This window comes from Cellulophaga algicola DSM 14237 (assembly GCF_000186265.1).
Classification (GTDB): domain Bacteria; phylum Bacteroidota; class Bacteroidia; order Flavobacteriales; family Flavobacteriaceae; genus Cellulophaga; species Cellulophaga algicola.
The window spans coordinates 515,310-528,825 of sequence record NC_014934.1 but is presented as its reverse complement, the minus strand read 5'-3'; the positions used below and the strand labels follow the sequence as shown (position 1 = coordinate 528,825).

Annotated in this window: 12 protein-coding genes; 9 read left to right on the top strand and 3 right to left on the bottom strand. The window is 32.9% G+C overall.

Annotation, left to right across the window (positions count from 1 at the left end; genetic code table 11):
• Window positions 1–18 precede the first annotated feature (18 nt).
• Both CELAL_RS02240 and fucP read left to right on the top strand, forming a co-directional pair.
• Window positions 19–1,596: a solute:sodium symporter family transporter gene (locus CELAL_RS02240; RefSeq protein ID WP_013549289.1), complete on the top strand. Its 1,578-nt coding sequence runs from the start codon at window positions 19–21 to the stop codon at window positions 1,594–1,596.
• A gap of 20 nt (window positions 1,597–1,616) precedes the next feature.
• The gene (gene fucP, locus CELAL_RS02235; protein WP_013549288.1) at window positions 1,617–2,915 is read left to right on the top strand and encodes an L-fucose:H+ symporter permease; all 1,299 of its coding nucleotides are present in this window, start codon (window positions 1,617–1,619) and stop codon (window positions 2,913–2,915) included.
• 110 nt (window positions 2,916–3,025) lie between these two features.
• Here the strand turns inward: fucP and CELAL_RS02230 are convergent, their stop codons facing one another.
• From CELAL_RS02230 to CELAL_RS02220, 3 genes are all read right to left on the bottom strand, one after another.
• Entirely contained in the window at window positions 3,026–3,211 is a 186-nt protein-coding gene (locus CELAL_RS02230) for a CsbD family protein (RefSeq protein WP_013549287.1), read from the bottom strand.
• 113 nt (window positions 3,212–3,324) lie between these two features.
• A complete protein-coding gene (locus CELAL_RS02225; RefSeq protein ID WP_013549286.1) occupies window positions 3,325–3,912 on the bottom strand; it encodes a porin family protein in 588 nt (195 codons plus the stop codon).
• Between the two features lie 215 nt (window positions 3,913–4,127).
• Window positions 4,128–4,676 (bottom strand): lipid-binding SYLF domain-containing protein, encoded by a 549-nt coding sequence (locus tag CELAL_RS02220; RefSeq protein ID WP_013549285.1) that lies wholly within the window; start codon window positions 4,674–4,676, stop codon window positions 4,128–4,130.
• Window positions 4,677–4,976: 300 nt separating this feature from the next.
• Between CELAL_RS02220 and CELAL_RS02215 the strand changes: the two genes are divergently transcribed.
• The 7 genes from CELAL_RS02215 to CELAL_RS02180 all read left to right on the top strand — a co-directional run bounded on the left by CELAL_RS02215 (window position 4,977) and on the right by CELAL_RS02180 (window position 13,442).
• Window positions 4,977–5,375 carry a VOC family protein gene (locus CELAL_RS02215; RefSeq protein WP_013549284.1) on the top strand — a complete coding sequence of 133 codons (399 nt, stop codon included), beginning with the start codon at window positions 4,977–4,979 and terminating at the stop codon, window positions 5,373–5,375.
• 10 nt (window positions 5,376–5,385) lie between these two features.
• Window positions 5,386–5,688 carry a ribosome hibernation-promoting factor, HPF/YfiA family gene (gene hpf, locus CELAL_RS02210; protein ID WP_013549283.1) on the top strand — a complete coding sequence of 101 codons (303 nt, stop codon included), beginning with the start codon at window positions 5,386–5,388 and terminating at the stop codon, window positions 5,686–5,688.
• Between the two features lie 102 nt (window positions 5,689–5,790).
• A protein-coding gene (locus CELAL_RS02200; protein WP_085951515.1) for an IS3 family transposase occupies window positions 5,791–7,019 on the top strand; the annotation gives its coding sequence in 2 pieces (ribosomal slippage) (window positions 5,791–6,139 and window positions 6,139–7,019; 1,230 coding nt in all).
• Window positions 7,020–7,153: 134 nt separating this feature from the next.
• The gene (locus tag CELAL_RS02195) at window positions 7,154–7,543 is read left to right on the top strand and encodes a hypothetical protein (protein ID WP_013549280.1); all 390 of its coding nucleotides are present in this window, start codon (window positions 7,154–7,156) and stop codon (window positions 7,541–7,543) included.
• A 69-nt stretch (window positions 7,544–7,612) separates the two neighbouring features.
• Window positions 7,613–8,581: a DNA topoisomerase IB gene (locus CELAL_RS02190; protein WP_013549279.1), complete on the top strand. Its 969-nt coding sequence runs from the start codon at window positions 7,613–7,615 to the stop codon at window positions 8,579–8,581.
• A gap of 305 nt (window positions 8,582–8,886) precedes the next feature.
• Window positions 8,887–11,190 (top strand): chondroitinase-B domain-containing protein, encoded by a 2,304-nt coding sequence (locus tag CELAL_RS02185; protein WP_013549278.1) that lies wholly within the window; start codon window positions 8,887–8,889, stop codon window positions 11,188–11,190.
• 11 nt (window positions 11,191–11,201) lie between these two features.
• Complete coding sequence (locus tag CELAL_RS02180) at window positions 11,202–13,442, top strand: heparinase II/III family protein (protein ID WP_148229647.1); 2,241 nt, start codon at window positions 11,202–11,204, stop codon at window positions 13,440–13,442.
• The last annotated feature ends 74 nt before the right edge of the window (window positions 13,443–13,516 follow it).

Here is a 13,516-nt window from a genome sequence, read left to right as displayed (position 1 = left end):
AATCTAACGAACTAACTCATGTATACCGTAATTACTTTCATTGCTTTTACCGCATTTGTTGCATTTTATTCGTGGTTTAAACTCCGAAAAGAAAAATTAGACTCTAAAGATGGGTATTTTCTTGGGGGCAGAAGCTTAACTGGGGTAGTTATTGCCGGGTCAATGCTTTTGACTAATATTTCTACTGAACACTTAATTGGTATGAATGGTTCGTCTTATAAAAACGGATTTATTATTATCGCTTGGGAAGTAACCTCGGCTATAGCCTTAGTTATCGCTGCTATTTATTTTGTTCCAAAATATTTAAAAATGGGACTCACCACCATACCTGAATATTTAGAAAAAAGATTTGATAGTACCACAAGAACGCTAGTAGCTTTGTTTTTAATGGTTTCTTTTATTGTAACCTTATTGCCCATAGTACTATATACTGGAGCCATCAATATTGAAAGTATATTTAATATTTCTGAAGTTTTAAACGTATCTAAAGAGCAAGGGCTGTGGATCACGGTAATTTCCATTGGCGTGCTTGGATCCATATATGCCATCTTCGGTGGATTAAAAGCTGTTGCAGTTTCAGATACCATCAATCGGTATGGGTTGTTAATAGGCGGACTCGCAATTCCGATTATTGCCTTAGTAAGTATCGGAGAAGGAAACCCTTTAGATGGATTGACAAAAGTATATAATCATAGTCCCGAGAAATTTAATGTAATTGGTGCCAAAGATTCTGTATTGCCTTTTGAGGTGTTGTTTACGGGGTTGATTATAAACCAATTGTATTTTTGGAGTATGAACCAAACTATAGTGCAACGTGCCTTAGGTGCAAAAAATTTAGTTGAAGCACAGAAAGGATTACTCTATACTGGAGTTTTAAAAATAGTAGTTCCTATCATCATAATTTTACCAGGTGTTATTGCATTTTATTATTTCGGAGATTCATTATATGAAGATCAGGATATGATATATCCGGAGTTAATTAAAAAAGTATTGCCTATTGGTTTGGTGGGTATTTTTGCAGCGATTGTTATGGGTGCTGTGTTAAGTACATTCAATAGTGTCTTAAATAGTGCAGCAACCATATTTAGTATTGATGTGTATAAAAGACATATAGAAAAAGAATGTAATGATAAAAAACTCGTTAAAATAGGGAAACTTACTTCTGCAGTTTTAGCCGTCTTTGCCATTCTTGTCGCACCAATGGTTGCAAATGCACCAGATGGATTGTATCAATTACTGCAACAATTAAACGGAATTTTCTTTATCCCGATTGCATCAATCATGTTAGCAGGCTTTTTTCTGAAAAAAATATCTGCAACCGGTGCAAAAGTGGCATTGTTTATTGGACTAGCATTCTATATTCTAACCACTTTTATTTTTAAAGTGAATATCCATTTCGTACATATCTGGGGAATAGAATTTGTCTTGAATATTCTAGTAATGTTTATCGTTTCTTATTGGTATCCAAATCATAAAAAGGACATTAAAGAAGAACATGATTATGTAGAAATGAAAGAATGGAAATACACAAAACCTATGGCAATAGCACTCTGTACTATTACCGTGGTTATTTATGTGCTTTTAGGTACTAATTAAAATATATAAAATTCATTACAATGAGTAAACCTGCAATTGTTTCTAAAAAGGTTTTATTGCCATTTATATTAATTACCTCACTTTTTGCTTTATGGGGTTTTGCAAATGCGGTTACAGATCCCATGGTGCAAGCTTTTAAAAAAGTATTAGAGCTTTCTAATTCTCAGGCAGCATGGGTACAAATGGCATTTTATGGAGGATATTTCTGTATGGCTTTGCCAGCAGCTCTGTTTGTTCGCAAGTATTCTTATAAAACTGGAGTTCTAATTGGGTTAGCGCTATTTGCAGGAGGCGCACTTTTGTTTTATCCCGCAGCAATAACACAGCAATTTTGGTTTTTTTGTTTGGCACTATACATTCTAACCTTTGGGTTGGCTTTTTTAGAAACTACAGCAAATCCTTATGTATTGGCTATGGGAGCTCCAGAAACAGCAACCTTACGATTAAACTTAGCACAAGCTTTTAACCCTGTGGGTTTATTATTGGGACTTTTAGTGGCACAACAGTTTGTACTTAAAAAATTACAATCAGATGATATTGAGAATTTTAGTGCATTGGCAGCAACAAAAAAAGCGTTGATCCGTACTTCTGATTTAATGGTGATTAGAGACCCCTATGTAATCTTAGGTTTGGTCATATTGGGAGTTTTTATTTTTATTTTAGTGAGTAAAATGCCTCAAGCTCAGGAAGAAGGAGCCATACCAAGTCTATCTACCACTTTTAAAGATTTAGGCAAAAATCATAAATATGTTTTAGGGGTTATTGCTCAAATCATGTATGTAGGGGCGCAAATTATGTGCTGGACATATATTTATCAATATGCAGAAGCTATAGGAATGTCTGGTGAAGACGCTGCTAACTATCAATTTGCAGCTTTTTTCTTATTCATGATAGGAAGAGTCATCGGCACCTATTTACTTCGCTTTTTAAGTTCAGGAAAACTGTTAATGTATTTTTCAATTCTTGCAGCGTTTTTCGCTTTAGGAACTGTTTTTATTGAGGGTGTCTATGGGTTGTATAGCTTAGTTGCCATATCATTTTGTATGTCGTTGATGTTTCCTACGATCTATGGAATCGCATTGCATGGTCTTGCAGAAGAAGAATCAAAAATAGGAGCTGCTGGCCTAGTCATGGCTATTGTTGGTGGTGCTTTGATGCCTAAGCTTCAAGGTATGATTATAGATTTAGGAGGTAACAATGTAAATGATCTTAAAATAGCAGGAGTTACAGAAGTGAATTTTTCATTTATACTTCCGTTTTTTTGCTTCTTATTTATTGCTTTTTATGGCCGCTTAGTGTATAGAAAGTACATGAAATAGTTGAAGATTTTTATTAGAAAACAGAAGTAGTTATAACCTAAAAAACCACCAAAATTATTTTGGTGGTTTTTTGTTTGTCTCTATTAAATTACAGACTAAAAAAATGAATATTATAATTCATTAATTTCTTTTTCAAGCTCTTCTTTTTTCTTGCCTGTTTTTTCTTGAAGTTTTCCTATCATCTCATCAAATTTTCCCTCGGCATAAGTCAAATCATTATCGGTTAAATCACCGTATTTTTGTTTAAACTGACCTTTTACTTGTTTCCATTTACCTTCTAATTGTGTCGTATTCATATCTTTAATTTTTTAGATTATTAATTTTTGTATACTATAAAATTAGTAATGTAACATAAAACAAAATGATTCAATTCAATTGAGTTTTGACTCGAAAACTTTTCAAGTGTTATTTAAAACATAAAACCAACACCGGCAGAAACATAAGAAGTGTGGATATCAGCATCTTTAATTAATTCAGAAAATCCGTAGGTATATCTTGCTTGAACAAAAAACGATTCGGCAAATTTATATTCTACACCTGAAGTAAGTTGAAAATCAAAATCTTCTGTTGAATTTGTATCAATTTCACCACCACCATTAGACGGATCAAAATCTATTTGTTCGTTGACCTTGAAACCAAATTGTGGTCCTGCATGAATGTTTAAACCATCAATCAAATAAACCTTTAATAGTAAAGGTACTTGAATGTAATCTAGTTTATATTGTGCATCAATTCCATCATTATTATTGCTCAAATCAAAACCCTGTCCAGAATAAAATACCTCTGGCTGAATTGAAAATGTTTCTGTTATTGGCGCTTCTGCAACAAGACCTGCGTAAAAACTGGTTCTGCTATCTGGACTATTAAAGTCATCACCAACTACGGTAGCAAAGTTGGCACCACCTTTAACACCAAGTTGAAATTTGTCTGACCATGATTGTGCAAATAACGAGGAACCAGCCGTCATAAATACTAATAATGCTACTACTTTTTTCATAATTTTTATATTTAAAATTTTATAAATTGTTTTTAATTTAGGCCAAAATTAGGACTGGAAAAGAGAAGAATTTAAAACAATCAAAACACTTTTTGACGCTAAAAAAAGTACCCTGTTAAAATACTTTCTATATTATTTTTAGATTTTTATATGATGTATTGGCAAAAAAAAGGCTGTCTATTTAGACAACCTTTTAAGTATCAATATGGTACTACTTATTTTTCAGAACGATCATCAAAAGACTCGTAACTCAAACGTTGTCCGCCAACAGATAAATCAGCCATAACTCCAGCTTTAGGCATTGCAAATACAACTACACCATCACTGTAATTAGCGTTTTTAGATGCTCCCGATTCTAAAATTACAGCAGATGCTTCTGCAGAAAATGTAAGTTCATCATCCTTAAATTTTGCCAATGCTTCTTCTGTTTCAAAGAAAATAATTTCAGATAATGCTTGTCCACCAGCTTGTAGTCCAATATCTAATTTTTTTAAATCAGCGAAACCAATTGGTTTTCTATTTTCATACACAACCCCGTTTCCAGAAGCTCCACCGATAATCAAAGCGCCTTCACCTACATTTGGGAAGATTACATAAGCTGTAGAATTATCCATAAAAGTTTTCAATCCTTTATCGGTCTTCACCATTTTAATTTTTACTTTTTCTGCATCTTTCATGATTTTTGCTTCTTTGTCTGTTTGAGAAAATCCGCTGAATGATGTAAAAAGTATTGCTCCTAATAATATTGTTTTCAAAGTTTTCATATATGTATTATTTAAATTATTACTACTACAAAATTAGAGCGCTATTTCATCATAAATTTGCTTTAACGACGATTTTATTAACGCAATGAAATTACTTTTATTAAGAATATTGTAATTATTCAGACCTCAAATTAATTCTATACCTTATAGTAAGGATTTCTCTTTGCAAAGTAGTGATGGAAATACCGTGGTATTTTTATTTTAGAAAACTTTATTTAGATTACGGAACGCATCAAAAGTTATCTCTTTCGAGCAAAGCCATCAATACACTTACTTGTAATTTAGATGAAAATTAAAATTATGAACGTACAAGCATATTTAGCCTTTAATGGCAATTGTCAAGAAGCCCTAAGTTTTTACGGGGATATATTTAACGCAGAAATTAAAAATCGTCAAACCTATGAGGATAAAAAAATAGACGTACCTGGTAATTATCGGGGAAAACTACAGCATGCAGAACTTAAAGGGAAAGGCGTACATTTTATGGCGTATGATGCAGCTCCAGACACCCCAATAAATAGCGGAAGTCAGATTCATATGAGTGTTGATTTAGATACCGTTGACGAAGCAGAAAAAGTATTTAAGGAACTCTCAAAAGGAGGACAGGTCCATCATGAATTTGGAGAAAGAGAATGGGGCCATTTCGGTAGATGTAGTGACCAATACGGAATTGGTTGGATGGTAAATTGTGATAAATAAAATAAGAACTATGCAGATAATATATGAATACCACGATGTTGCTTCTAGTGATCGACTAGAGGCAATGGCAAAACAAAAATTAGATAATTTAAAAGAGAAATATGACATGCTGATTAGAGCTGATGTCTTTTTTAAAGAAGAAAACACCTCTTCGGATGAAACAGGGAAAATTTGTAACATTAGATTAAGTTTACCTGGCCCGCGTTTATTCGCGGAGTCTAGTCATGATAATTTTGAAAGTTCTATAAGTGAATCTATAAATGAATTAGAGCGACAGCTAAGAAAACGGAAAGAGAAAATACAGCAGCACTAATACCGTGTCTAGAATTATTTAAAAAGCCTTGAGAAACCCTCAAGGCTTTTTTTTATGAAAATGTCCCGTCCTGAAATAAGTTGACACAAAATCGACTTATTTATGAAACATTCAATTATTACGGTAGACAAGCGTACCCAACGCGATTATAATTTGGGCTTTAAATTAAGTGTTGTCCATCAGGTTGAAAAAGGCGAAATGACTTATAAGCAGGCGCAAAAGGCTTATGGTATTCAAGGTAGAAGTACTGTTTTGGTTTGGTTGAGAAAACATGGTACATTAGATTGGACTAAACCAATACGCCATCAAATGCCAAAATCAAAAGAAACACCTGCCCAAAAAATCAAACGCTTGGAGAGAGAGCTTTCCGATGAAAAACTCAGGAACAAAATTCTCAATACTATGATTGACATCTCCGATAAACAGTATGGTACCGCTATCAGAAAAAAGCATTCGCCCAATCAATCCAGCGCATCCGACAAGAACAACGATTAAGTTTATCTCGTTGTTGTCGATTGTTTGGGGTAAGTAGACAAGCGGTCTATCAAGCAGAAAAACGGATTATAAAAAGAGAACAGGAGTTTATAAAAGTAAAGAACTTGGTTGAAGGTGTTCGCAAGGATATGCCCCGGCTCGGTACACGAAAGCTGTATTACCTGTTAAAGGAAGAATTCGCAAAGCACAATTTAAAAATAGGAAGAGATGCCCTGTTTGGATATTTGCGCTCGGAATCGATGCTGATAAGGCCAAGGAAGAATTACACCAAGACAACAAACTCTAAACATTGGCTTAGAAAACATCCTAATCTGATGAAAGAAATCAAAGTTTCCAGACCAGAAGAGTTCTTCGTCAGTGACATTACATATATCAAAAGTAGAGAGCGGACACATTATCTATCCTTGGTAACCGATGCCTATAGTAGAAAAATAATGGGATATCACCTTAGTGATGATATGAGTGCCGAAAATGTGGTAAAAGCAGTAAGAATGGCTAAAAACAATAGATTGACAAGTAAAGATCTAATTCATCATTCCGATAGAGGATTGCAGTATTGCTCCGGCATATACCAAAAAGAACTAAGGCTAAGCAATATGACTCCGTCAATGACAGATGGTTATGATTGCTACCAAAATGCATTGGCAGAACGAATCAACGGCATATTGAAAGGGGAATTCCTAATCTATAAATGTAACACTGGCAAAGAGTTGAAAAAGCTTATAGCAGAATCAATAAAAACGTATAACAACAAAAGACCACACTTGAGTCTAAAATATAAAACACCTAACTTTGTACATAACAAAAAACCAGAGAAGCTAGCTTCTCTGGTTTAATATTAATTATTTAAAAACTGTCAACCTATTTTAGGACGACTCAAAATAAAGAGCGATTAGATTCAAAAAAAAAGTATTAGGAGTAATTGCTTTTTCAAGTATAATATAGCTTTATAGTTCTAAAAAGAAAAAAAATGGATACGACTATAAAAGAACAATTTGGCGCACTAAAAGGTGAGGTAATTCTTAGAGCCAGGGGAATTGAAAAGTATAAAAAAATATTAGTTTCTAAGTACTACGCTCTTGTTGTGGCTAATGGTTTGGATGAAGTAAGAGATATGAATATTTCTATTCTAAGATCTAGTGCTAAAAATAGACACCTAATTAGCCTCATCAATGAGGTTTTAAATCCAGGAAGTAAAGTTATGACTAGCTTAAATATAAATACTGTAGTACTTGAAAATTTATCCTGTGCAAAAGAATTTAGAACTTTAGTAATCGCTATGGATCAAATCAGGAGTGCTAAAACAGAAGATGCGGTTCGTGTTTTAAATTTGAATGCGATACAACGACCAGGAATTTAGTAATCACTTTATCCAATTGAGTTTAATAGTTGTTCCATAATCAAAATTAAAGAAGTAGATGATTCGGCAATGTGTATTTCTAGAAAAAAAAGCGGAAAAGGTTTTGCTTTTTATAACGAAGATGCATCTAAAATAGTTGATAAAAAGATTTTAAAGAGGCTTAGAAACCTTGTGATACCTCCAATGTGGTCAGATGTTTTTATTTGTCAATTTGATGACGGACATATACAAGCCATAGGGCGAGATTTGAAAGGTCGTAAACAGTATATTTATCACTCCGTATATGAGAAAAATAGGCAGGAGGCTAAGTTTAGAAAAATGTTAGACTTTGCAGATTATCTTCCTAAAATAAGAAAAAGAGCCTATAAAGATCTTCAGTCTAAAGAGTGGACTAAGCGTAAATTGCTAGCTTTAATTATTTTGATACTGGATGAATATGGAATTAGAATAGGCAATAAACACTATCGCAATGAAAATGAAACATTTGGGCTAACCACATTACGTAGAAAACATTTGAATTTTAAAGATGATGAGTTAATCTTTAACTATAAAGGTAAAAGTAACCAAGAAAGAGAAGTACATATTGACGATATAGACCTAATTCCTTTTATCAAAGAAGCCGCTAGCCAGCCAGGTTATGAAATATTTAGATACGAAGATAAAGAAGGAGTTTTTCAAGATGTAGATAGTGAAGAAGTCAATGCGTATATTTCTAAATTTATGGGAGATAATTTTTCGAGTAAAGATTTTAGAACTTGGTCCGGAAGTAGATTGGCTATTGAATGTTATGGTCATGCTTTAAATGGTCAAAAAAAAAGGTCTCGAAAAAAATTTAGTAATATAGTTATAAAAATGGTAGCCGAAGAATTAGGAAACACACCAACTGTTTGTAAAAATTATTATGTACATCCTGCAGTCTTTAATGCGATAGACAAGAAACAAGTTCCGAACCCTAATCCTTATAAGAATACACGGAGTAAATATAAATTATCAGCAGATGAGCGTTTGGCATATGATATTATTGCTAATAGTTATTAATCTATAGCTTATAAAGCTATAGCTATCTGCACTTGAATTCTGAAGTTTCCAAACAATATATAAATGTTTTTGAGCTTAGATACCTTAAGTAAATTTATTCTCTTTTGTATTAATGATAAATCTTTCCTTAACAAATTTTATTAAATTGAAAAAAAAGTTAAAAATTCAATAATACAACAAATAGCCGTATATTTGGTAAACCAGTTTGGAAAACCAATTAACGCAATCTTTTAGTGCTTTTATTACACTGAATAGTTACTATCCCAAAATGGTATTCATTCTGAATATTACATAAACCAAATAGCATGAAAAAAAGTCTTATCCTTTTATTTTTAACTTTTACGTTCTTTTCTTACCAAGAAATATTAACCGCACAAACTTCAAAAGTTAGCACTCAAGCAGAGTTGCAAGAGGCCATATTCAATGCGAAAGCAGGTAGCGAGATTATAATGAAAAATGGAGTTTGGAACGATATTCAAATTAAGTTTTATGGAGAAGGAACAAAAGAAAATCCGATCATATTACGTGCAGAAACAGCTGGTAAAGTTACCATAGAAGGAGTTTCCAATTTAAGAATAGGAGGAAAATATCTTGTAGTTAAAGATTTACATTTTAAAAATGGACACACGCCAACTAAAAGTGTTATTCAATTTAAAATTAATAATGACTCTCTTGCAAACTATAGTAGAATTACGAATTGCGTTATAGATGAGTTTACACAACCAAATAGAGAAGATACAGATCATTGGGTAGAATTATGGGGTAGGCACAATCAATTAGATCATTGTAATATAGTTGGTAAATCAAATTTTGGACCAACGGTAAGAGTATTCTTAAATGGGAATGAGAATGTCTATAATTACCATCAAATTGTTTTTAATCATTTTGGACCAAGGCCTCGTAAAGGAGGACCACACGGTGAAACTTTGCAAATTGGCGATAGTTACACTTCAATGACACCCTCATATACGAATGTTTCAAATAATTTTTTTGATAAATGTAATGGTGAAGTAGAAATAATTTCAAACAAATCTAATTTTAACGAATACAGAAATAATATCTTTTTTGAGAGTGAGGGGTCTTTAGTTTTAAGACATGGAAATTATTGTACTATTGATGGTAACGTTTTTATAGGGAATGATAATTCTGAATTTATAGGAGGTATTCGTGTAATTAATACCGGACATTGGATTACCAATAATTACTTCTATAAAATAAGAGGTAATGAATTTAGAAGTGCTTTAGCCGTGATGAATGGTATTCCAAAGTCACCTTTAAACCGTTACAACCAAGTTACAGATGTTGTTGTAGCTTACAATACGTATATAGATTGCAAGTCTCCATTTCAATTTGGCGTAGGTACTAACATCGATAAAAAAGATGTATTACCCGCTTCAGAAATTCGTTCAGCAAGACCAGAGCGTATGCTTCTGGCTAATAATTTAGTGTTTAACCACGAGGAAGATCAATACCCAGTTGTAAATTATGATGATGTTGGTGGTGTTACTTTTAAAAATAATTATTTAAATAGTGAAAATAAAAGTGATGTCTCTAATGACGGAATTAGAACTAGCGTTTTCGAGGTAAAAAAAATATCAAAAGATCTTTATGTGCCTACAAAAAACCAAGAGGATGTGTATCATGGTTTCGATTTTGAAACTATTAAAACAGATCTTTTCGGTGCAGACAGACAAAAACAAAATAGTGTTGGAGCTATTACTTTACCTATAACAGGAAATCCGCTTTTGATTCAAAAAGAACTTTATGGAACTAAATGGTTTTCAACAGAAGCATCTAATTACAAGCCTAAAACAATAGCAGTAAGTTCAGCGAAGTCATTAGTCTCTAAGCTTAAAAGTGCACACTCTGGGGATATTTTAACTTTAAATTCAGGAGTTTATAAAATCAATGCAACATTGATTATTGATAAAAATGTAACCATTATTTCTTCGGATAAAGGAAAGAAAGCCGAATTGCGATTTGCTACAGGAGTAACTGGGTTTGAAATGCACCCTAAGGGAGTATTAAATTTAGAAAACCTAAGCTTAAAAGGAGACAAAACACAAGATGCGATAGTTACCTTGGATAAAAATATGTCTAAAGCCTTCAACCTTTTTATAAAAAACACAGAGATTTCAAAGTTTAAAAGTGTTATTAAAGCTTACAAGGCATCATTTGCAGATACAATAGCTATAGATAATAGCAGCATCAAAGATTGTCTAACAGGGATTCTTTTAAATACAGAGATTGATGCAAAAGGGGATTATAATGCAGAGTTTGTTTTTATCACGAATTCTACCTTTGATCAGGTTCAATCTTCAGTTTTAAATTATTATCGTGGTGGTTACGATGAGTCCTGTATTGGTGGAAACTTAGTGTTGAAAAATAATACATTTACCAATTGTGGTAAAGCAGATGAGAGTGGGCTATTAATTCAAAACCACGGTATCGTAAATGTTGATTTCTCAGACAATACTTTCAAAGACAATCCAGTAAAAGAAATTGCTGTTTTATGGGGAGAGAAAGGTCAGAAACCAGTGAATAATACGATGTCAAATTCGGGAGAAATTAGAATAGAGCAAAACTTGAAACAAAAACTAATGTACTAGAGATGCGCTTTATGAACTTTTATAAATTATATTATATCCTATTTTTTTTAGCTTCGGGATTAGGGTTTTCGCAAGCAATACCAACTAATGAAGTAATAGCAACCAACGATTTAATTAATTATTTAACTCCAGAAGTTAAAGTAAAATTAGGCAGTAATGGCCCTATTACTGAAGCTGTTTTAGCGCAATATTTCCGAGACAAATTTGCGGAGCGTTATTTTTATGATTGGAATGATTTTGATGCTCGGTTTCAAAAATACAAGAGCAGCAATAGTGGCGCAGAAAAATCACATGCTGAAAATGCGAAGGATCATATGGATAAGTTTTCAGGAACTACACAATGGAAACTTCCTTTTAATTACCTAAATGGAGCACCTGTAAATGCATATGCATTGCGCCATTTGGCACGGCAACATAAAATGGTAGATGTTGCATTTCAATACTTCTATGAAGATAAGAACCCTAAATACATTACCTATTTTAAAAATCAATTACAGTCTTTAAATGGAGCTTTAAAAGCTGATCAATTTGAGAAAATAGAAGATGGTAATGGAGTATACGAAGTTTTTCGTTCGGGGTATAGAGTACTTAATTGGTTGCAAATACATACGATGTTTTTGGGGCAAGAAGCTTATACAGATAAAGATCAATTAGCCACAATAGCGACCTTATTACAACACGGAGCTCATCTTTATGAGCGCAATCCTGATTTTGCTTCTGGAAACCATCAAACAAGAGGAATGTCTGCTTTAGCGATGATTTCTGTATTGTTTAGAGATTTTAAAGGTACAGATAGGTGGTATGAGCATTCCATGTCATTGTTAGAAGAACATATGTCCAAAGAAATTAATGATGATGGTTTTCAATTTGAACGTTCTGTGCATTATCATATGAGTGATATTGGAACTTATTTTTATGTATATCAATTAGCGAAAATTAGTAAATTAGAAGTAAAACCATTTTGGAAGGAGCGGTTAAAATCATTGTTTATTACCTTAACAAAAATTTCGTATCCAAATAAAACAGCACCGGTATTGTCTGATGATACAGATGATCCTTGGGCAGAAAGTAATGATATTTCGGGAGCTTTAACATTAGGCTATTTATTGTTTGAATCACCTAAAATTGGTCATTTCGCAAATGATCATGTCGAACAAAAAATGTTTTGGTATGTGAGCAATTCACAATTAGATATGTTGGATCATATAGAAGCGCAATCTCCAACGATGAAATCGCTAGAGTTTCCTAAAACAGGCTATTATGTAATGCGTGAGGGTTGGCAACCTAAGGATAAAATGATGATAATTTCTGCTGGCTTGGATAAGGACAAACCAGATCATCAGCATGGAGATATGTTGGGGGTACAAGCAATGGCGAATGGGAAAAATATTTTACCAAATTATCAAGTGCGCTATTCTTTAAGTGATTACGGATTTTTTAAAAATTCTATGGTAAAAAATGTAGCCCTTGTTGACAATGTGTTACAAGGCAAACAGTATACATCCAACCAAGGCGGTAGTGGTTTTGGTAAGTTTTTAGAATTGCCACATCCTAAAACTATTGCTTGGGAAACAAACAATAATATTGATGTATTTGTAGGTCGTCATGACGGATTTGAAAAAAATGGCGTATCGTACAGTAGACAAATTATTTATTTGAAAGATGATTTTTGGGTTATAAAAGATAATTTTTCATCAGAGACCCCACATGATTACAAGCAAGTTTGGCAAGGACATTACTCTTTAGAAGAAACTCCAAATCTAATCCGTTCAACATTTGATAACGCATCAGGGTTGGACATATATCAACTTAAAAAGACAGACACAGTTACCACATCTGGAACACGAGGTAAACAATGGGCTGTAGTTACTAAAAAAGGTCAGAATGCATTTAGTTTTATTAGTGTCCTATATCCATATCAAGGCTATGCAAATAGAATAGATGAAGAGAAAGAGAAACCCAATTTTAAAGATTGGATATGGAATGATACTTTTTGGATTATAGAAGGTAAAGAACCTAATTCTTTATCTAAAGGAATAGAAACACTATTTTTTTCAGTAAATAAGCTGCAATTTGAGAAAATTGAATTAACATTTTCAAATGCTACAGATGTGTTGGTTACCCTTAAAGATAATCTGTTAACGGTGCAGTCTATAGGGGAAAAAGAAGCTGAACTGTCATTTAGGAATAAAAAAAATAAACAAATGGTGCCGCTTAAACCAGGTAAAACGGTTGAGTTTGTTATCAAATAAAAATATAAAAGGTCTAATTTAAGGACTTTTTTTTATGATTTTAAATATTTATACGCTAGACATAATACAATTAA

Coding starts and splice junctions, on each gene's coding strand:
- CELAL_RS02240 (WP_013549289.1), top strand. CDS start 19: ATGTATACCGTAATTACTTTCATTGCTTTTACCGCATTTGTTGCATTT.
- fucP (WP_013549288.1), top strand. CDS start 1,617: ATGAGTAAACCTGCAATTGTTTCTAAAAAGGTTTTATTGCCATTTATA.
- CELAL_RS02230 (WP_013549287.1), bottom strand. CDS start 3,211: ATGAATACGACACAATTAGAAGGTAAATGGAAACAAGTAAAAGGTCAG.
- CELAL_RS02225 (WP_013549286.1), bottom strand. CDS start 3,912: ATGAAAAAAGTAGTAGCATTATTAGTATTTATGACGGCTGGTTCCTCG.
- CELAL_RS02220 (WP_013549285.1), bottom strand. CDS start 4,676: ATGAAAACTTTGAAAACAATATTATTAGGAGCAATACTTTTTACATCA.
- CELAL_RS02215 (WP_013549284.1), top strand. CDS start 4,977: ATGAACGTACAAGCATATTTAGCCTTTAATGGCAATTGTCAAGAAGCC.
- hpf (WP_013549283.1), top strand. CDS start 5,386: ATGCAGATAATATATGAATACCACGATGTTGCTTCTAGTGATCGACTA.
- CELAL_RS02195 (WP_013549280.1), top strand. CDS start 7,154: ATGGATACGACTATAAAAGAACAATTTGGCGCACTAAAAGGTGAGGTA.
- CELAL_RS02190 (WP_013549279.1), top strand. CDS start 7,613: ATGTGTATTTCTAGAAAAAAAAGCGGAAAAGGTTTTGCTTTTTATAAC.
- CELAL_RS02185 (WP_013549278.1), top strand. CDS start 8,887: ATGAAAAAAAGTCTTATCCTTTTATTTTTAACTTTTACGTTCTTTTCT.
- CELAL_RS02180 (WP_148229647.1), top strand. CDS start 11,202: ATGAACTTTTATAAATTATATTATATCCTATTTTTTTTAGCTTCGGGA.